Source organism: Natronomonas sp. EA1 (genome assembly GCF_051195035.1).
Classification (GTDB): domain Archaea; phylum Halobacteriota; class Halobacteria; order Halobacteriales; family Haloarculaceae; genus JBNTJV01.
Genome location: NZ_JBNTJV010000002.1, coordinates 671,543 through 687,545 on the forward strand (window position 1 = coordinate 671,543; position 16,003 = coordinate 687,545).

Below are 16,003 nucleotides of genomic sequence, written 5' to 3' on the forward strand. Positions count from 1 at the left end.
TCGTCGGGAGCAGTTACTCTCGCTGCTCCGAGAGCGCCGCAACGTCGGCCTGCGTGGGCTCCTCGGGGAGCCGCGCGATACAATCGTAACACAGCAGGAACTCCGAGCCGTCTTCGAGTTCCAGTGTCAGGCCCCCGGACTGGTCGCCGGAGAACGACCAGAGGTTGGCGATGCCACCCGCGATGGTCACCGAGTCGCCACAGCCGTCACACGGCTCTTTCGCCATGGCAGAGGGAGGACGGCCAGCGGCAAAGCCCCTCGGGTCAGCGCGGTGGGGTGACGAACAGGCCGTAGAGCACGGCGAGTAGCCCGACGACGCCCCCCACGCCGAGTGCGACGTGGGTGGGGACGCCCGCACCGGCGAGCCCCGCCGCCAACAAGAACGCCGCCGGAACCGCGGCGAGCACGCCGTCGTAGTGCGATGCCTCCGTGCCGATACCCGCGCGAACGCGGTCGCTGGTCGGTTTGGTGTCGAGCATACCTATCCGGACGCGTGTTGTTCCGATTCCAACAAAAGCGTTTCGCGGCGAAGCGTTTTGGTAGTCCGTGACACAGTCGGAGTATGGAGGTGAACTGCGAGGGGTGTGCCGGCTGCTGTCTCGACTGGCGGGCGCTCCACCCCGGGGCGCCGGACCCGGAGCGGGCGGGCCGGTACGTCTCGCTCGACGACACCGACAACCTCGTCCCGCTCACCTCGGACGAGGTGCGGCGGTTCATCGCGAACGGCTACGGGGACGCGCTCGTCCCCCGGCTCTTCGAAGCCGAGCGCGGCGTCGAGATCGACGGCTACACCCTCGCCGCGATAGGCGGGAAGCCCGCCTTCTACGTCGGCCTGCGGAAACGCGAGAAGCCCGTCGCCCCGTTCGGCCTCGATCCCGTTCGGCTCCCCGCGTGCGTCTTTCTCGACCCCGAGACGCTCCAGTGTCGCATCCACGGCTCGGCGCTGTATCCCGACACCTGCGCGACGTACCCCGGTGACAACCTCGCGCTCGGCGCGGAGACGGAGTGCGAGCGCGTCGAGGCCGCGTTCGGCGGCGAGCGGCTGGTCGATCCGACGCCACCCGGGACGGGACCCGCGTTCACCACCGCCACGCTCGGCGCGACGGTGTTCGGCCACCCCGACCCCGAGGCGCTTTCGGGGCGGGTCGGCCGGCTCGCCGCGGGCGACGGGACCCGCGAGGACCACGCGACGTTCGTCGCCGTCGCGGCGGCCTCCCGTCCCGGTGGCCTCGAAGTGAGCCGCGAGAAGTACGAGACGGCCCGCGAACGCGTGCTCGCCGCGGAGTCGTGGGTGAGCCGTGCGGCCGCGGACGAGGCGACCCCCGCCGAGGCCAGCGCCCGCGAGGAGCGCGAGGGGGCACCGGCGACCCCCGGCTGGGACGGGGTTTAAGCGACCGCCGCGCGTTCCGGTACCCATGCGAACACTCGTCACGGGCGCGACCGGCTGTATCGGGAGTCGGCTCGTCCGCGTGCTCCACGAGGCGGGCCACGACGTGGTCGCCCTGGTCCGCGACCCCGCACGCTACGACCCGCCGCCGGGCGTCACCGTCGCGGTCGGCGACCTCCTCGGGTTCGGCTGGGAGGACGCCCTCGAGGGCGTGGACGCCGCCTACTACCTCGTCCACTCGATGGGTGGCGGGGAGGGGTACGCCGAGCGGGACCGCCGCGCCGCGCACAACTTCGCCGCCGCGGCCGCCGAGGCGGGGGTCGACCGGGTGATCTACCTCGGGGGGCTCGGCGACGACGACGCCGACCTCTCACCGCACCTGAAATCCCGGCGGGAGGTGGAGTACATCTTAGCAGAGGGGGACTACGACTTCACCGCGCTCCGGGCGGGGATCATCATCGGCGCGGGCTCCACGAGCTTCGAGCTGGTGCGCCAGCTCGCCAAGCGGCTCCCCGTGATGGTCACCCCGAAGTGGGTACAGACGCGGTGTCAACCCATCGCCCTCGCCGACGTCATCGCCTATCTCGCCGGGGTGCTCGACGCACCCGAAACGCGGGGGGAGACGTACGAGATCGGCGGGCCGGAGGTGATGACCTACGAGACGGTGCTCCGGGCCGTCGCCCGCATCGACCACGGCCGGGAGCCCGTCATCATCCGGGTACCCGTCCTCACGCCGTGGCTCTCCGCGCTCTGGCTCCGGCTGGTGACGGACGTGCCGACGAGCGTGGCCCACCCGCTCGTCCTCGGGCTGAAGAACGCCGTCGTCGTCACGGACGACCGCATTCGGGAGCACGTTCCCCTCGAGCCGACCCCGTTCGAGACGGCCGTCGAACGCGCGCTCGGCCGTGAACCCGAACCCGTCCCGGTCGAGGTCGCATGACGGAGAAGTACGGCGAGACGTGGGTCTACGAGAGCATCGTCGGCGCGCTCCCCGGTATCGAGGTGTCGAGCCGGCTCGCCATCGCCATGCAACTCGTCCTGTTCGAGACCGGCGTCCTCCTGCTCGCGTGGTACTACGACCTCTGGACGGCCGCGCTGGCAGGCACGGCCGCCGTGTTCGTCGCCGCCGTCGGCAGCGCGGAGATGCTCCGGGTGGCGCGCTACGCCCGGTCGCCCGACGCCCCGCCGGCGTACCGGCGGTTCCTCTTCTCCTCCAGCATCGAGGTGGTGCTCTCCGTGCTCGCGTACATCGCGCTCATCACCCACCTGTTCGTCTTCGACCCGCAGACCGCGACGACCCCGCTCGTCACCCGGCTGTTCGGGCCGGAGCCGCCCGTGCTCGTCATCTACCTCACGCTGCTCGTCCTCTGGGACGTGTGTTACCGGATCGGAACGGGCTGGTGGGCCGCCGTCGTCGGGCTGTGGCGCTCGGCGCGGTACCGGTTCGACCCCGAGACGGCGGCCCGGATGCGTCGGGCGGACCTGGAGGCGCTGGCGTTCGGCCTGCTCCAGCTGGCGCTCGTCCCGTTCATCACGGGGTTCCCGGTGCTGCTCGCGGCGCTGGTCGGCCACGTCCTCGCGGTGACGGTCGTCACGCTCGTCTCTATCGGGCTGCTCGAATCGCGGAAAACACCAGCTCCCTCAGCGTCCTGATTTGATCTGCTTGAACTGGTCGATGAGTGCTTGCGTGTCGTCACCCGAGTCGTAGTTCACCTTCCCCTGATAGTTGATGCGCTTGTCGTCGAAGTCGGCATCGACTTTCGAGGCCATGGCTTCTCGTCTCTCGTGCTCGTCTTCGTCATAGGCACCCATACTCATGGTACGTTCACTCACACCTTATGAATGGGTGCATATATAATTATCGTTGATTGTAGCGTTCCGTCCCCGGGTTCCGACCGAACGGTCGCAAGCCGTATATTCGAGGACACGTTCATCGAGGGTGTGGCAGGTCCACTCCGGTTTCGGTACTCGACCGAGCGATGGAACGAGGGGCGCGTTCGCGACCAGCTCCTCGGCCCGCTCGACGAACGGTTCGGCGCACGCCTCGAACAGCCCTGGTTCCCGGCACCCGACGGGTACGGCGCGCGGCGGCTGGAGATGGACAACGGCGATTTCGCGCTGTTCTGCTGGAACGGTCAGGACGCCTACTGGCTCGGCAACACCGAGACCCCGCAGGCGCTCTGGCGCACCGAGAAGTACGATTTCAGCGAAGTCCCCTACGCGGTCAGCCGCTGGGGCGAGCGCGAACTGCTCGCCCGGCTCGAACTCGTCGACCCGTGGCTCACCGAGTACGACCACCTCGCGTGGTTCTTCCTCCCCGTCTTCCTCTCGAAGGACGGCCGAGACTCCACCCGGGACTTCTTCGCGGAACACAGCGCGGGGTTCCCCGACGCCACCCCCGACGAGGGGCTGGCGTTCTTCGACCGCGCGCTGCGAACCGGGATGCTCGACGAGCACCGCTACACGATGGCCTCGAAGCTCGGCACCTCCCACGGCCTCGATCTGGGACGGATGGCCGCGACGATGGGGGAGTTCACGGTGGCGAAGCTCCTCCACGATGCGGGCCTGGAGTTCGAACCCGAGGTCCAACTCGACAGCGGGCACGCGCTCGATTTCCGCGTCGGCGACCACCTCGTGGAGGTCACCCGCCCCCGCCCGCCCACGCGGCGCGCGACAGGCACCGCCATCGGCGCGCTGCGGGAGACCGCGGGCGCGAAGAACAGCGACCAGCTGCGCGCCCACCCGGACGCGACGCTGTTCGTCGACTGCTCCTCCTTCAGGGACGACGAGTGGGCGCAGATCCGCGGTGAAAAGCCGAGCCTCTCACACGAGCCGACGGTCGTCTTCAGAGCCCGACCGGACGGCCGCGTCGAGGGGTATCACGTCGGCGAGCTCCCGTTCGACCTCGACAGTGTCGAGTGGTTCTAGGACCGGTCGACGTCCAGTTTCTCCTCTAAGTCCCCCAGCCAGTCACCCTCGGAGAGCTCCTCCAGCCGGTCGCGGAAGTGCTCCTCACAGAGGCCGACCTTGATGTGCTCCTTCTCGACCGCGACGGCCGCTTCACGGTCGCAGTAATGACACTGCATGGATGCCGGTAGGAGGCCCCGCACATTGAACCCTACGGGTTCGGCAACTACTCTCGAACGCCGTCCAGCGAGAGCCGCGCCCGGAACCGGTCGTAGTCGTCCTCGTCCAGTCCAGCCCGCCCCAGCACGTCGTCGTGCGCGTCCGAGCCACCCGTCGCCAGCAGGTCGTGCTCCGCGATGGCCGCGTCGACCCGGTCGGTGTCCACCGCGAAGCCGTACGGGTAGAAGCGCTCGACGGCGTCGAGCTCCGCACACAGCGCCAGCGCCGCCTCGGGGTCGTCGTACCGGAACGGGTGGGCGAGCCCCACCACGTCGCAGGCCTCCCGGAGGAGGGCGACCCCCGTCTCGAAGCTCGGCACCTCACGGGAGACGTAACACGGCCCGTCGTCGCCGATGAGCTCGTCGAACACCTCGTTCACGGTCAGTTCGGTGCGCTCGGCCACCGCCCGCGCGATGTGCGGCCGCCCGAGCCCCGGCCTGGGTTCCAGCTCGAGGTCGATACCCAGCTCGGCCTCGACGTTCTCGATGATGCGCGCCCCGCGGGTCGCCCGGTCCGTCTGCAGCCGCTCGATCTCGCGTTCCAACTCGATGGTGGGGGTCACCCCGTAACCGAGGAGGTCGACCCGCTCCGCGGGGGCCTCGACCCGGAGTTCGATGCCGTGGACGAGGAGCACCCCCTCGCGGTACTCCGCCGGCGAGTCGAGGTCGGGGTGGACCCGGTCGTGGTCGGTGATGGCGACGACGGAGACGCCCGCCCGCTTTGCTGCGGCGGGCACCTCGTCGAGTTCCATCGACCCGTCCGAGTTCGTCGTGTGGACGTGGAGGTCCGCTGTGACCATAGCCTGTCAACGCGGGGATCGGTCAAACGGCTTCCCCTTCCGAGATTAAGGGACCTTAATGAATGATAATTCACCAACGACATATGCACAGAACATTCATCAAGGATTCTGAACGATGGTGAGGTACAGATGCGCTTCATGGCCGACGCCGACCGACAGTTCGATGCCCACAACTACCCCGCGACCACCAGCGAACTCATCGAGGCCTACGGGGAGACCAAGCTGGACATGCAGAACGGCACCGAGACCCTCGGTGACGCGCTGGGCCGCCTGGCCGAGGAGACCCACGAGGACTCCGAGTCCGCGAAGCTCGCCGCCCGCTCCGCCGTGTCAGAGAAGGCCATCGGCCGCAAGGGCTACTCGGACCGCGACGCGCCCACCGTGGGTGAAGCGCGGGACGACCTTTCCTTCTAAAACCCCACCTTTTTCTGCGTCGGGTGCTCGCTCCGCGAGCACCACTCCTTGAAAAATCTGGACCAAAAACGCCGAGCGCTCGCGTTCGCTCGCGCTCGGTACAGCGAGGGGTCCGCCCCCTCCGCACCGCGACCGCACAGCACCGCGACCGCCGCCGCTCCGCGACCGCACAGCACCGCGACCGCCGCCGCTCCGCGACCGCACTACCGCGACCGCCTACAGGCGTTCCTCGACCCCGTGTTCCTCCAAGACCGACCAGAACCCCTCCTCGTCGATGACGGGCACGTCGTTGGCCTCGGCGTCCTCGCGCTTTCGCGTGCCGGCGTTCTCGCCTTCCACGAGGTAGTCCGTGTTCGAGGAGACGGAGGAGGTGGCCCGGCCCCCGTGTTTCTCCACGAGGTCCTGATACTGGCTTCGCGATTCGGAGAGCGCCCCGGTGAAGACGAAGGTGAGGCCGTCGAGTGCGTCCCCGGTGTCCGTCTCCATGGGCTGCGGCTCGACGCCGTGGGCGCGCAGCTGGTCGATCACCTCGCGGTTGCGCTCGCTCGCGAAGAACTCGTGGATCTCGCGGGCGACCTCCTCGCCCACCTCGGGAGCCTCCTGCAGCTCCTCGGTGCTGGCGTCCAGCAGGGCGTCGAGCGTGCCGAAGGTCCGGGCGAGGTTGGTGGCGACGGTGGGGCCCACCTCCGGGACGCCCAGCGCGACGAGGAAGTCGTCCAATGGAGGGTTTTTCGTCGCCTCGATGGCCTCCACGAGGTTCTCCGCGCTCGTCTCCCCCCACCCCTCCAGCGCGGCGAGCTCGTCGACCGAGAGGGCGTAGAGGTCCGGGATGCGCTCGATGAGCCCCGCGTCGAGCAGCTGTTCGACCGTCTTCTCGCCGAGCCCCTCGATGTCGAGCGCGTCGCGCGAGCCGTAGTGTTCGACGGCGCGCTGGAGCTGGGCGGGGCAGGCCACCCCACCCGTGCAGAACGCCATCGGGCCGTCGCGTTCGACGGCGGAGTCACACACCGGGCAGTGGTCGGGGAACTGGAAGTGCCCCTCACCCCCCTTCTCGACGACCTCGCTCACGTACGGAATCACGTCACCCGCGCGCTGGACCTTCACCCGGTCCCCGATACCCACGCCGAGCTCCTGGATCTGCTCGGGGTTGTGCAACGAGGCGCGGGAGACCATCACGCCCCCCACCTCCACGGGGTCGAGCAGCGCGACGGGGGTGAGCCGGCCGGTCCGCCCCACCTGCACGGTGATGTTCCGCACAGTGGTCTGCTCGGTCCGCGCGGGGAACTTGTAGGCGTAAGCCCACCGTGGCGCGCGGGCGGTCGACCCGAGCTCCTCGCTCGCCGCGAGCGAGTTCACCTTGATGACGACGCCGTCGATCTCGTAGTCGATGTCGTCGCGCTCCGCGAGCATCGCGTCGCGGTAGTCGATGGCCCCCTCGATGTCGTCGACCAGCTCGACGCGGTCGTTCGTCTTCAGTCCCCAGTCGGGGAGCCGCTCGTGTTGTGCCCACCGGGTGTCGAACGGCGGTTCGGAGAGCACGTCGAAGAAGAAGCAGTCGAGCGGGCGCTCCGCAGTGATCGAGGGGTCCTGCTGGCGTACCGTCCCCGCCGTCGCGTTCCGCGGGTTCGCGAACGGGTCGTCGCCGCGCTCGACGCGCTCGGCGTTGTATTGATTAAAGGCCTCCCGCGGCATGAACACCTCCCCCCGGACGGCGAGGAAGTCGGGGTAGTCACCACGAAGTCGCTGGGGGATGGAGGCGACCGTCTTGATGTTCTTCGTGATGTCGTCGCCGCGCTCGCCGTCCCCCCGCGTCGTCCCGCGGACCAGCTCGCCGGCCTCGTACACCACCTCGACGGAGACGCCGTCGAACTTGGGTTCACAGATGTACTCCACTGCGCCCACCCGCTCGCGCACGCGCTCGTCGAACGCGCGCACGTCCGCGACCTCGCCCGAGGAGTCGATCGAGCGCATGGGGGCGACGTGTTCCACCGTCTCGAACGACTCGACCGGCTCCCCCCCGACGCGCTGGGTGGGCGACCCCTCCCGGTCGAGGGCGAACGTCTCCTCCAGCGTTCGGAGCCGGTCGAACAGCGCGTCGTACGCCCGGTCGCCGATGACCGGGTCGGCCTCGATGTAGTACCGATAGTCGTGATACCGGATCGCCTCGCGAAGCAGGGCGGCCTGCTCGCGGGCCGCCTCGGGCGAGAGCGAATCGGCGGGCGCGAACTCCGTGTCCGGGTCCCGGACGTAGGGGTTCTCGGGAGGAGCGTCGGGAGCATCGGTCATTGGCGGTGGTGCGACCGGCCGGGGTATCAAATCGGCGGTAGGCTCATGCCCGGCGCGGGAGTCGAAGCGGTATGCAGTGTCCCGAATGTGGGTCGTCGGATATCGAAAAGCGGTACGTCACCGGTGGCGGCTGGCGCGCGGTCTATCGGTGCCGGAACTGCGGCCGCGTGCTGAAACGGCCGGGACCGACGCGGAAGGTCGCGCCCGTCGCCGTCGCCACGGGAGCTCTCGGCGCGGCGTGGCTCTACCTGCGGCGGCTGGGCGGGAAGGGAGAGGAAGGAGAGAGCGACGACGAGTAGGTGGTTACAGCCCGGCGACGTCCTCGATGGCGTCGGTGAGCTCCTCGATGCTCTCGACGGTGTGTTCGCCCATGTGGCCGATGCGGAAGGTCTTCTCGCCCAACTGGGAGCCGTAGCCGTTCGAGAACGCGAAGTCGTACTCCTCGGAGACCTGCTCGATGGTGGCGGCCACGTCGATATCCTGGGTATTTTCGATGCAGGCGACGGTCTGCGACTCGTACCCCTCCTCCGGGAACATGGCGAAATGCTCGGCCGCCCAGTCGCGGGTGTACTCGGCCATCTCGCGGTGGCGTTCGCTGCGACCCTCGTGGGTCTCCTCCAGCATGTACTTCATCTGCTTGCGGTAGGCGAGCATGACGGGAATGGCGGGCGTGGAGTGGGTCTGGCCCTTCCGGTCGTAGTAGTCGAACGCGCGCTGGAAGCCGCCGTACCACGAGGCGGAGTCCTTCGAGAGCTCGCGCTCGTACGCCTCGTCGGAGACGACACAGACCGCGAGTCCAGGGGGCATGGCGAACGCCTTCTGCGTGGAGGCGAAGATGACGTCGATGTCGTGCGCGTCGATGTCGACGTAGTCGCCGCCGAGCGCGGAGACGGCGTCGACGACGAAGTAGGTGTCCGGGTACTCGGCCACGACATCACCGATCTCCTCGATGGGATTCCGAACCCCGGTCGAGGACTCGTTCATCACGACGCCGACCACGTCGTAGTGTTTCTCGCGCTCCTCGAGCGCGGCGCGGATGTCCTCGGGCTTGACCGCCTGCCCCCACTCGTACTCCAGCCGGTCGACGTTCTTGCCGAGCCGTTCGGCGACGTTGGCGTGGCGTTCGCTGAAGCTCCCGCAGGTCGCGACGAGGATGTTCTCGTCGACGAGATTCAGGGTCGAGGCCTCCCAGAACGCCGTGCCGGAGGCGGTGAGCACCATGAGGTTGTGCTCGGTGTCGAAGAACTCCTTCGTGTCCTCCACGATGGTCGTGTAGAGGTCGGTCATCCGGTCCATGCGATGGCCGAACATCGGTTGAGCCATCTCGTCGATGACGTCCTCGCGGACCTCGGTCGGGCCGGGGATGTACAGTCGCTTGTCTCGATAGTCGTCTCTGTATTCTCGTTTGTCCACGTGAACCACCTGGGTATGCCCTACCTGCTCGGGGAACGGTGATGGTCGTTGTGATTGCGGCGGTACCTCTCCGAGTTCGGGCAATCGAAGTGAGATCGAGAGGTATCCGAGACGACGAGACCCCTACTGGGCATACTCGATGTCCTCGGCGAGTTCTCGCTCGGTGTAGTGACGCGGGATCTCGCGCTCGCCGAGCAACGTCTGGAACTCGCGTGTGGACAGTTCCGCCAGCGCACGCGCCTTCCCGAACGAGAGGACGCCGCGGGCGTACAGCGAGACGGCGAGTTCCCGCTTCACCGCCTGCGGGCGCTCCCCCTCCGGGATGCGCAACGCCTCGTACACCTCGTCGTCGATCTCGATGGTCGTCATACCCGATATTGGACGACTCGATTCCTGAGTGTTTGGCCGCCCGTCGACTCGAAACCCCGTTTTCGACTCAGTCGTTCCCCTTCGCGAACGTCGCCACGCGCTCCACGTCGAGTCGGAGGAGCGCGGGGAGCAGCGCGAGCGCGAGCAGCATCTCCGCGCCGCCCGCCGCGAGGAACGCCGTCCCGTAGCCGAACCGGTCGGCGAGGAGGCCGCCACCGACGACCCCCGTGAGGAAGCCGAGCGAGCCGAGGACGTTGAAGCCTCCCGTCGCCGTCCCGCGCGCGTCGGCGGGCGCGAGGTCGTTCACGAGTGCGAGCGTCGCGGGGGCACAGAGCGCCCCGAACGCGCCGACGAGGGCCATCGCCACGGCCGCGAGGAGGGCGGTCGGCGTGACCGAGACGGCGACGATGACGACCCCGTAGGCGAACGAGCCGAGGGCGACCGGTCCCACTCTCCCGATCCGGTCGGAGAGGACGCCGAACGGGTACTGGAGGAGCGCGAAGGGGAGGAAGAAGGCCCCCAGAAGGAGGCCCGTCCCGCCCGCGTCGAGACCGAACCGGGTCTGGAAGTAGAAGACGCCGACGAGGGCGAAAAACCCCGCCGTGAAGCGGTCGGCGAAGCCGAAGGCGTAGGGGACGGCGAGGCTGGGATGCGCGCGGAGGGTGGTGAGCGCTTCGAGGGCGTGGGTCTCACGGCCGGTGCCGGGCGTCTCGCGCAGCCGGAGCGCGAGCAGGCCGACGAGGGCCATGAGGAGGGCGGTGGCCGCGAGCGGGGCGCGGGGGCCGAGCCGGTAGAGCTGGCCACCGAGAGGGGCACCGAGTCCCGTCCCGAGCCCGATGGCGATGCCCGCCGCGCCCATGTTGCGGCCGTTGCCTCCTCCGAGATCCATCAGGGTCGCGATGGCGAGCGAGAACGCGCCGATGGTGAACGCGCCGCCGAAAAAGCGGACGAGGAGGAGGCTCCAGAACGGGATCTCGGGGACGGCGGCGAGGAGTCCGTAGATCAGGCCGCCGCCGAGCGCGCCCGCGGCGATGAACCCCCGCCTCGTTCCCGCGGCGTCGGAGAGCGCGCCCCACACCCCGGCGAAGAGGATGAAGCCCGCGAACTCCGCGGCGAGGAACCACGTGCCGGCGTCGAGATTTGGTCGAAGGCCGAAGGAGGCGACGAGTTGGGGCACCCCCGGGTAGAGAAGCGTCTGGGCGAACAGCACGGCGAACACCACTCCGGCGAGGGCGGCCCGGTCGCGGCGCTGGGGCTGCACGGCGACGGGTACGAGTTCGAGGCGTATGAGATGTTCCCTCCCCGACGCTGAGCGGTCCGTGCAGACTGCCACAGTGGCGGATACGATACACGCCCGTACACCCACGCCTCACTGTTTCAAGAGCACCGTGTTCGACACCGGTACCCACAACAAAAAAGTGGTGAGAGCTGCTTTCCCCGACAAATTCATTATAATTCGGCGGAAATATTTTGTATGAAACGCCGACCACTCATCGTTGGTGGTGTTCTCGCGCTGGGAGGGTGTTCAACGCTTTTTGATACGACCAGTGATGGTGTGACGATACAGGACCTCAAAGGTTTCAACCTCCATTCCGAACCCCATACAGCTCACGTACAGATCACAGACAAACAAGAAACGGTGTACAAATCATCGTTTGAACTCGGGCCATCAAGTGCGTCCGACGCCGAACGAACTTTTTACGTTCGTGATGGCCTGCCGAACGGGCCAGGCGACTACGTGGTCAGATTGTGGCGTGACGATGCCGCACCGAAGGTTCATCGACTGTCCAAAAAGCGCCCCGGAGAATCGGTTTCATTGCTTTTCAACATCTCCCAAAACGGCCACATAGAGCTTTTTATTCAAACAAATTAGACAAACATGATAGATGAAATGTACAATTAGAAAACACTTAATACAGGTTGGATTAATGCAAGTTCATGTATAGCGAAGATAGACATCGATTGACACGCAGAGAACTGGGACAGCGCGTTGCGGGCGGAGCTCTCGGTCTGAGCCTCTTATAACCGCTTCTGGGTCATTCTCGGAGACTACGCGAGAACCGATCAGGGGAGCGTGATGTCCACCGAGCTCGGCGGCGACGGTCTCCCCGACCCGACGGAGTTCAAACCGGTTCCCTCGCCGGAAACTATGTCACGTGCAGAAAAGAAAAAATACGGCGTTCGAGAGGTGTCCCCTGATAAATACCCGGACCTGCCAGCTGAGGCGGCGGGTTCGACTGTGTGGGCCGCCGAGAACTATCCCGTCAACGTCTTCGAAAAGCCAAAAGCCAGCGAATAGACACCCCGAATTGCTTTTTTGATTCCGACGCTACCATCGGGAAGCTCTCCGCTGACGAGCGCGACATCGTCGAGACGGCGATTCGTCGGGGCGGGTACACCCCACCGCGAACCGTGGGTGGTCGGGAGACTTACATGGCCTTCACCGACCTGTTCGCGGACGCGCCAGCCATCAAAGGCGTCTCGGTTGACCCCGCGAACGGCTTCGGTGAATACCTCGTTCGGTACGAGGGCGAGGACTACTGGGCCACCGTGCTGTTTTTTGCGTGCCCCCTCGCGGCGAGTGTTGCCGTAACTCGCAGTTATAGATTCTTCGAGTGTTATGCATGCGATACATGAGCGACCACGGCTTTCATACGCGCGCCCTCCACGTCGGGCAGGGGCCCGACTCGGCGACAGGGGCCGCGGCCCCACCTATCTATCAGACGACCTCCTACGAGTTCGAGGACGCGGAGACGGCGGCCGCGCTCTACGCCCTCGAGGAGGACGACTACATGTACTCCCGTATCGCGAACCCGACCGTCCGCGCGCTGGAGGAGCGGCTCACCAGCCTCGAGAACGGGGCGGCCGGGGTCGCGACGGGTGCCGGGATGGCCGCGCTGGACGCCGCCACGCTCGTCCTCGCCGGCACGGGTGACAACGTCGTCTCCGCCTCCTCGATCTATGGGGGGACCCACGCCTACCTCTCGCACACCGCGGGCCGGCGGGGGATCGAGGCCCGGTTCGTGGACACGCTGGACCCCGCTGCGTACGAGGAGGCCATCGACGACGACACCGCCTACGTCCACCTCGAGACCATCGGGAACCCCTCGCTCGTCACGCCCCCGATCGAGGAGATCGCCGAAGTCGCCCACGCCCATGGGGTCCCGCTGTTCGTCGACAACACCTTCGCCACGCCCGCGCTCTGCCGCCCCCTCGACCACGGCGCGGACCTCGTCTGGGAGTCCACGACGAAGTGGATCCACGGCTCGGGGACCACGGTGGGTGGAATCCTCGTCGACGGCGGGACGTTCCCGTGGGGGGAGCACCCCGAGAAATACCCCGAATTGAACGAAAGCCCCGCCTTCGACGGCCTGAGCTTCGTCGACCGCTTCGGCGACCGCGCGTTCGAGATGGCGACCCGCCACCGGGCGCTGCGCTCGCTGGGCGACCAGCAGTCCCCGTTCGACGCGTGGGTGACGATGCAGGGGCTGGAGACGCTCCCCCTCCGGATGGAGCGCCACTGCGAGAACGCGCTCGCCGTCGCCGAGTTCCTCGACGAGCACCCGGACGTAGCGTGGGTCACCTACCCCGGGCTGGAGAGCCACGAGACGCACGAGACGGCCTCGCGGTATCTGGAGGGCGGCTACGGCGGGATGGTCGCGTTCGGCCTCGAGGACGGCTACGCGGGCGGGAAACGCGTCTGTGAGGAGACGGAGGTGGCGACGTTCCTCGCCAACATCGGGGACGCCCGCACCCTCGTCATCCACCCGGCGTCGACGACCCACGCCCAGCTCTCGGAGCGCGAGCAGCGCGCCTCCGGGGTCACGCCCGACCTGATCCGCCTGTCGGTGGGCATCGAGAACGCCGAGGACATCATCGCGGACCTGGAGGCTGCGATATGAACGCCGAGCTGGGCGCGTTCGAGTTCCAGTGCGGGGAGTCCATCCCGAACCTCGTCGTCGACTACGAGACGTACGGCGAGTTCGAGGGGGACAACGCCGTCCTCGTCTGTCACGGGCTCACCGGGAGCGCCCACGTCGCGGGGCGCCGCCGGGGGGCCGACACCGCGGGACAGGCCGCCGCGTGGTGGGACGACATCGTCGGCCCCGGGAAGGCGATCGACACGAACGACTACCACGTCGTCTGTATGAACGTCCCCGGCTCCTGCTACGGGACCACCGGCCCCGCGAGCGAGAAGGACGACGGGGAGCCGTGGGGGACGGCGTTCCCCGCGGTGACGGTCGCCGACTGGACGCAGGCCCAGCGGGAACTGCTCGACCACCTCGGCATCCCGAACCTCCACGCCGTCGTCGGGGGGTCCGTCGGCGGGATGAACGCCCTCGACTGGGCGAAACGCCACCCCGACCACGTCGAGCGCGTCATCGCCGTGGCCACCGCCGCGCGGCTCGACCCGCAGTGTCTCGGGCTCAATGCCGTTGCCCGCCGCGCCGTCACCACCGACCCGAACTGGCAGGACGGCGACTATTATGGAGAGGACGGCCCCATCCACGGCCTCGCGATGGCCCGCCAGATCGGCCACATCATGTACCTCTCGAAGGCCTCGATGGAGAAGAAGTTCGGCCGCCGCTCGGCGGGGATGGACGCCGCCCGCGACACCTTCCCCGTCGACCCCGCCGCCGGCTTTTTCCCCTACCGCGAGGTGGAGTCGTATCTCGACTATCAGGGTGAGAAGTTCGCCGAGCGGTTCGACGCCAATTCGTACCTGTACCTCACCCGCGCGATGGACGCCTTCGACCTCTCGTCGGGCTACGAGTCGGACGCCGACGCGCTGGCGGCCTTTTCGGGGGACGCGCTCGTCGTCTCCTTCACCGGCGACTGGCACTTCACCGTCGAGCAGGCCGAGGAGCTGGCGGAGGGGTTCCGGGCGGCCGGGGCGAAGACCGCCCACCACGTCATCGAGTCCGACCACGGCCACGACGCCTTCCTCGTCGAGCCGGATAGAGTCGGTCCGCCGCTGGCCGACTTCCTCGAATCCGGGGTGCGCGGCCGGGCCGTGACGAACACGAAGGACGACGACGGGGGCTCGGAGTTCGCGCCCGTCCACACGAGCCTCTTTTCCGACTGATTCTCGGTCTTTCGACCTCTGAGACACGTATGGACCGCGCCGACGAACTCCGCACGCAGATCCGGTTCATGGAGATCAGAAAGCGGACGGTCGCCTTCGAGAACCGGGAGGCGGTGAGCCGACGGCTGAACGAACTGCGCGAGGAGTTGGCCGCACTGGAGAACGGGGAGCCTTAGCCCTCGTAGAAGACGAACGCGAGCAGGCCGAGCAGCGCCGCGACCGGGTAGGCGGGATGGGTCGCCGAGAAGGAGACGAGGCCGTCGAGGGTGAGTGCCGTGGTCGTGACTGCGGTGCCGTCCCACGCGCCCGCGCCGGCGAGCGTGACGCCCGTCCCCGCGAGGCCGGCGACGCCGCCCGAGACGCGCAGGGGGTTCGCGGCGATCCAGTCGAGAACACCGAACATGGGAGCGAGAACGCGCTCGGGGAAGAAAAAGCCGCGTCAGACGCCGGGGCGGTATCGACGGCGAGCTACAGGTAGTTCCGCTCGTCGAGCAGGCGGAGCAGTTCGTCCATCGACCGGACGACGGTGTCACAGTGCGGCTCGACGGCGGGTTTCGGCTCGTAGCCGACGGCGAGCCCCGCGACCTGCAGCATCGGAAGGTCGTTCGCGCCGTCGCCGATGGCGACCGTGTCGGCGAGATCCGTCCCCTGTGCGGCCGCGAGCCGTTCGAGCTGTTCGTCCTTCGTCCCCTCGATGAGCGGCCCCTCCGCGTCACCCGTGAGCGCGCCGTTCGCGGTGGGAAGGGAGTTGGCGACGATGGTGTCCACCTCGACCCCGTCGGCCGCGAGCGCGGCCTCCACCCCTTCGTGAAAGCCGCCGGTGAGGATGGCGACGAAGTGGCCGGCCGCGCGGAGTTCGGCGATGACCTCAGCCGCGCCGGGGCGCAGCGAGACGGAGTCGTACGCGCGTTGTGCGTCCTCGGCCGGGAGGCCTTCGAGCAGGGAGGCGCGCTCGTAGAGGCTCTCGGCGTAGGAGAGTTCGTCGTTCATCGCCCGCTCCGTGATACTCGCGATCTCGTCGGCGACGCCGTACTCCTCTCCTAAGAGAACCATCATCTCCGAGTCGGAGAGCGTCCCGTCGAAGTCGAACGCGATGAGCATACTCGGACTGTGCGGCGGGGGA

23 protein-coding genes are annotated in these 16,003 nt (G+C 67.9%); 12 read left to right on the forward strand and 11 right to left on the reverse strand.

The genetic code is table 11. From position 1 onward, the window contains the following. Nucleotides 1–13 precede the first annotated feature (13 nt). Entirely contained in the window at nt 14–226 is a 213-nt protein-coding gene (locus ACQUQR_RS09420; RefSeq protein ID WP_435196209.1) for a DUF7561 family protein, read from the reverse strand. Between the two features lie 37 nt (nt 227–263). After that, complete coding sequence (locus ACQUQR_RS09425; RefSeq protein ID WP_435196210.1) at nt 264–479, reverse strand: hypothetical protein; 216 nt, start codon at nt 477–479, stop codon at nt 264–266. An 83-nt stretch (nt 480–562) separates the two neighbouring features. On the opposite strand from ACQUQR_RS09425, the gene ACQUQR_RS09430 reads away from it, so the two are divergent. The 3 genes from ACQUQR_RS09430 to ACQUQR_RS09440 are packed head-to-tail and all read left to right on the forward strand — an operon-like array spanning nt 563 to nt 3,040. Then, the gene (locus tag ACQUQR_RS09430) at nt 563–1,390 is read left to right on the forward strand and encodes a YkgJ family cysteine cluster protein (RefSeq protein WP_435196211.1); all 828 of its coding nucleotides are present in this window, start codon (nt 563–565) and stop codon (nt 1,388–1,390) included. 25 nt (nt 1,391–1,415) lie between these two features. Further along, on the forward strand, nt 1,416–2,327 hold the full coding sequence (locus ACQUQR_RS09435; RefSeq protein WP_435196212.1) for an NAD(P)H-binding protein: 912 nt from the start codon (nt 1,416–1,418) through the stop codon (nt 2,325–2,327). Then, nucleotides 2,324–3,040, forward strand: a complete 717-nt coding sequence (locus tag ACQUQR_RS09440; RefSeq protein ID WP_435196213.1) for a DUF7530 family protein — start codon at nt 2,324–2,326, stop codon at nt 3,038–3,040. The genes ACQUQR_RS09435 and ACQUQR_RS09440 overlap by 4 nt, the downstream gene beginning before the upstream one ends. Here the strand turns inward: ACQUQR_RS09440 and ACQUQR_RS09445 are convergent. Continuing rightward, a complete protein-coding gene (locus tag ACQUQR_RS09445) occupies nt 3,029–3,205 on the reverse strand; it encodes a DUF5786 family protein (protein ID WP_435196266.1) in 177 nt (58 codons plus the stop codon). The genes ACQUQR_RS09440 and ACQUQR_RS09445 overlap by 12 nt on opposite strands. Before the next feature lie 123 nt (nt 3,206–3,328). On the opposite strand from ACQUQR_RS09445, the gene ACQUQR_RS09450 reads away from it, so the two are divergent. Then, the gene (locus tag ACQUQR_RS09450; protein ID WP_435196214.1) at nt 3,329–4,315 is read left to right on the forward strand and encodes a DUF5784 family protein; all 987 of its coding nucleotides are present in this window, start codon (nt 3,329–3,331) and stop codon (nt 4,313–4,315) included. Here ACQUQR_RS09450 and ACQUQR_RS09455 read toward each other — a convergent pair. After that, on the reverse strand, nt 4,312–4,473 hold the full coding sequence (locus ACQUQR_RS09455) for a DUF6757 family protein (protein WP_435196215.1): 162 nt from the start codon (nt 4,471–4,473) through the stop codon (nt 4,312–4,314). The two genes, ACQUQR_RS09450 and ACQUQR_RS09455, sit on opposite strands and share 4 nt — an antisense overlap. A gap of 47 nt (nt 4,474–4,520) precedes the next feature. Next, a complete protein-coding gene (locus ACQUQR_RS09460; RefSeq protein WP_435196216.1) occupies nt 4,521–5,312 on the reverse strand; it encodes a PHP domain-containing protein in 792 nt (263 codons plus the stop codon). 129 nt (nt 5,313–5,441) lie between these two features. Between ACQUQR_RS09460 and ACQUQR_RS09465 the strand changes: the two genes are divergently transcribed. Continuing rightward, nucleotides 5,442–5,726: a DUF5789 family protein gene (locus ACQUQR_RS09465; protein WP_435196217.1), complete on the forward strand. Its 285-nt coding sequence runs from the start codon at nt 5,442–5,444 to the stop codon at nt 5,724–5,726. 216 nt (nt 5,727–5,942) lie between these two features. Here the strand turns inward: ACQUQR_RS09465 and ligA are convergent, their stop codons facing one another. Continuing rightward, complete coding sequence (ligA, locus tag ACQUQR_RS09470) at nt 5,943–8,012, reverse strand: NAD-dependent DNA ligase LigA (RefSeq protein ID WP_435196218.1); 2,070 nt, start codon at nt 8,010–8,012, stop codon at nt 5,943–5,945. Nucleotides 8,013–8,083: 71 nt separating this feature from the next. On the opposite strand from ligA, the gene ACQUQR_RS09475 reads away from it, so the two are divergent. After that, the gene (locus tag ACQUQR_RS09475) at nt 8,084–8,311 is read left to right on the forward strand and encodes a TFIIB-type zinc ribbon-containing protein (protein ID WP_435196219.1); all 228 of its coding nucleotides are present in this window, start codon (nt 8,084–8,086) and stop codon (nt 8,309–8,311) included. Nucleotides 8,312–8,315: 4 nt separating this feature from the next. Here the strand turns inward: ACQUQR_RS09475 and ACQUQR_RS09480 are convergent, their stop codons facing one another. The 3 genes from ACQUQR_RS09480 to ACQUQR_RS09490 form a co-directional block, all read right to left on the reverse strand. After that, nucleotides 8,316–9,425, reverse strand: a complete 1,110-nt coding sequence (locus tag ACQUQR_RS09480) for a pyridoxal-phosphate-dependent aminotransferase family protein (RefSeq protein ID WP_435196220.1) — start codon at nt 9,423–9,425, stop codon at nt 8,316–8,318. A 123-nt stretch (nt 9,426–9,548) separates the two neighbouring features. Continuing rightward, a complete protein-coding gene (locus tag ACQUQR_RS09485; protein WP_435196221.1) occupies nt 9,549–9,794 on the reverse strand; it encodes a UPF0175 family protein in 246 nt (81 codons plus the stop codon). 67 nt (nt 9,795–9,861) lie between these two features. Next, nucleotides 9,862–11,055: an MFS transporter gene (locus ACQUQR_RS09490; protein ID WP_435196222.1), complete on the reverse strand. Its 1,194-nt coding sequence runs from the start codon at nt 11,053–11,055 to the stop codon at nt 9,862–9,864. Between the two features lie 213 nt (nt 11,056–11,268). Here ACQUQR_RS09490 and ACQUQR_RS09495 point away from each other — a divergent pair, with 213 nt between their 5' ends. The 6 genes from ACQUQR_RS09495 to ACQUQR_RS09520 all read left to right on the forward strand — a co-directional run bounded on the left by ACQUQR_RS09495 (nt 11,269) and on the right by ACQUQR_RS09520 (nt 15,056). Next, nucleotides 11,269–11,667 carry a hypothetical protein gene (locus ACQUQR_RS09495; protein ID WP_435196223.1) on the forward strand — a complete coding sequence of 133 codons (399 nt, stop codon included), beginning with the start codon at nt 11,269–11,271 and terminating at the stop codon, nt 11,665–11,667. Nucleotides 11,668–11,871: 204 nt separating this feature from the next. Then, a complete protein-coding gene (locus tag ACQUQR_RS09500) occupies nt 11,872–12,093 on the forward strand; it encodes a hypothetical protein (protein WP_435196224.1) in 222 nt (73 codons plus the stop codon). Nucleotides 12,094–12,227: 134 nt separating this feature from the next. Then, nucleotides 12,228–12,431 (forward strand): hypothetical protein, encoded by a 204-nt coding sequence (locus ACQUQR_RS09505; RefSeq protein ID WP_435196225.1) that lies wholly within the window; start codon nt 12,228–12,230, stop codon nt 12,429–12,431. Then, on the forward strand, nt 12,428–13,696 hold the full coding sequence (locus tag ACQUQR_RS09510; protein ID WP_435196267.1) for an O-acetylhomoserine aminocarboxypropyltransferase/cysteine synthase family protein: 1,269 nt from the start codon (nt 12,428–12,430) through the stop codon (nt 13,694–13,696). The genes ACQUQR_RS09505 and ACQUQR_RS09510 overlap by 4 nt, the downstream gene beginning before the upstream one ends. After that, complete coding sequence (metX, locus tag ACQUQR_RS09515) at nt 13,693–14,880, forward strand: homoserine O-acetyltransferase MetX (RefSeq protein WP_435196226.1); 1,188 nt, start codon at nt 13,693–13,695, stop codon at nt 14,878–14,880. The genes ACQUQR_RS09510 and metX overlap by 4 nt, the downstream gene beginning before the upstream one ends. A gap of 29 nt (nt 14,881–14,909) precedes the next feature. Continuing rightward, complete coding sequence (locus tag ACQUQR_RS09520; protein ID WP_435196227.1) at nt 14,910–15,056, forward strand: hypothetical protein; 147 nt, start codon at nt 14,910–14,912, stop codon at nt 15,054–15,056. Here the strand turns inward: ACQUQR_RS09520 and ACQUQR_RS09525 are convergent. Beyond that, on the reverse strand, nt 15,053–15,283 hold the full coding sequence (locus tag ACQUQR_RS09525) for a hypothetical protein (RefSeq protein WP_435196228.1): 231 nt from the start codon (nt 15,281–15,283) through the stop codon (nt 15,053–15,055). The genes ACQUQR_RS09520 and ACQUQR_RS09525 overlap by 4 nt on opposite strands. Nucleotides 15,284–15,348: 65 nt before the next feature. Continuing rightward, on the reverse strand, nt 15,349–15,981 hold the full coding sequence (serB, locus tag ACQUQR_RS09530; RefSeq protein ID WP_435196229.1) for a phosphoserine phosphatase SerB: 633 nt from the start codon (nt 15,979–15,981) through the stop codon (nt 15,349–15,351). Nucleotides 15,982–16,003: the final 22 nt, after the last annotated feature.

What these genes read in the sequence shown, in the direction of transcription:
- ligA (WP_435196218.1), bottom strand. Translation starts at nt 8,012, where the DNA reads ATGACCGATGCTCCCGACGCTCCTCCCGAGAACCCCTACGTCCGGGAC.
- ACQUQR_RS09465 (WP_435196217.1), top strand. Translation starts at nt 5,442, where the DNA reads ATGCGCTTCATGGCCGACGCCGACCGACAGTTCGATGCCCACAACTAC.
- ACQUQR_RS09500 (WP_435196224.1), top strand. Translation starts at nt 11,872, where the DNA reads ATGTCCACCGAGCTCGGCGGCGACGGTCTCCCCGACCCGACGGAGTTC.
- ACQUQR_RS09460 (WP_435196216.1), bottom strand. Translation starts at nt 5,312, where the DNA reads ATGGTCACAGCGGACCTCCACGTCCACACGACGAACTCGGACGGGTCG.
- ACQUQR_RS09445 (WP_435196266.1), bottom strand. Translation starts at nt 3,205, where the DNA reads ATGAGTATGGGTGCCTATGACGAAGACGAGCACGAGAGACGAGAAGCC.
- ACQUQR_RS09485 (WP_435196221.1), bottom strand. Translation starts at nt 9,794, where the DNA reads ATGACGACCATCGAGATCGACGACGAGGTGTACGAGGCGTTGCGCATC.
- ACQUQR_RS09430 (WP_435196211.1), top strand. Translation starts at nt 563, where the DNA reads ATGGAGGTGAACTGCGAGGGGTGTGCCGGCTGCTGTCTCGACTGGCGG.
- ACQUQR_RS09520 (WP_435196227.1), top strand. Translation starts at nt 14,910, where the DNA reads ATGGACCGCGCCGACGAACTCCGCACGCAGATCCGGTTCATGGAGATC.
- ACQUQR_RS09420 (WP_435196209.1), bottom strand. Translation starts at nt 226, where the DNA reads ATGGCGAAAGAGCCGTGTGACGGCTGTGGCGACTCGGTGACCATCGCG.
- ACQUQR_RS09525 (WP_435196228.1), bottom strand. Translation starts at nt 15,283, where the DNA reads ATGTTCGGTGTTCTCGACTGGATCGCCGCGAACCCCCTGCGCGTCTCG.
- ACQUQR_RS09435 (WP_435196212.1), top strand. Translation starts at nt 1,416, where the DNA reads ATGCGAACACTCGTCACGGGCGCGACCGGCTGTATCGGGAGTCGGCTC.
- ACQUQR_RS09425 (WP_435196210.1), bottom strand. Translation starts at nt 479, where the DNA reads ATGCTCGACACCAAACCGACCAGCGACCGCGTTCGCGCGGGTATCGGC.
- ACQUQR_RS09510 (WP_435196267.1), top strand. Translation starts at nt 12,428, where the DNA reads ATGAGCGACCACGGCTTTCATACGCGCGCCCTCCACGTCGGGCAGGGG.
- ACQUQR_RS09440 (WP_435196213.1), top strand. Translation starts at nt 2,324, where the DNA reads ATGACGGAGAAGTACGGCGAGACGTGGGTCTACGAGAGCATCGTCGGC.
- ACQUQR_RS09475 (WP_435196219.1), top strand. Translation starts at nt 8,084, where the DNA reads ATGCAGTGTCCCGAATGTGGGTCGTCGGATATCGAAAAGCGGTACGTC.
- ACQUQR_RS09495 (WP_435196223.1), top strand. Translation starts at nt 11,269, where the DNA reads ATGAAACGCCGACCACTCATCGTTGGTGGTGTTCTCGCGCTGGGAGGG.
- ACQUQR_RS09455 (WP_435196215.1), bottom strand. Translation starts at nt 4,473, where the DNA reads ATGCAGTGTCATTACTGCGACCGTGAAGCGGCCGTCGCGGTCGAGAAG.
- serB (WP_435196229.1), bottom strand. Translation starts at nt 15,981, where the DNA reads ATGCTCATCGCGTTCGACTTCGACGGGACGCTCTCCGACTCGGAGATG.
- ACQUQR_RS09505 (WP_435196225.1), top strand. Translation starts at nt 12,228, where the DNA reads ATGGCCTTCACCGACCTGTTCGCGGACGCGCCAGCCATCAAAGGCGTC.
- metX (WP_435196226.1), top strand. Translation starts at nt 13,693, where the DNA reads ATGAACGCCGAGCTGGGCGCGTTCGAGTTCCAGTGCGGGGAGTCCATC.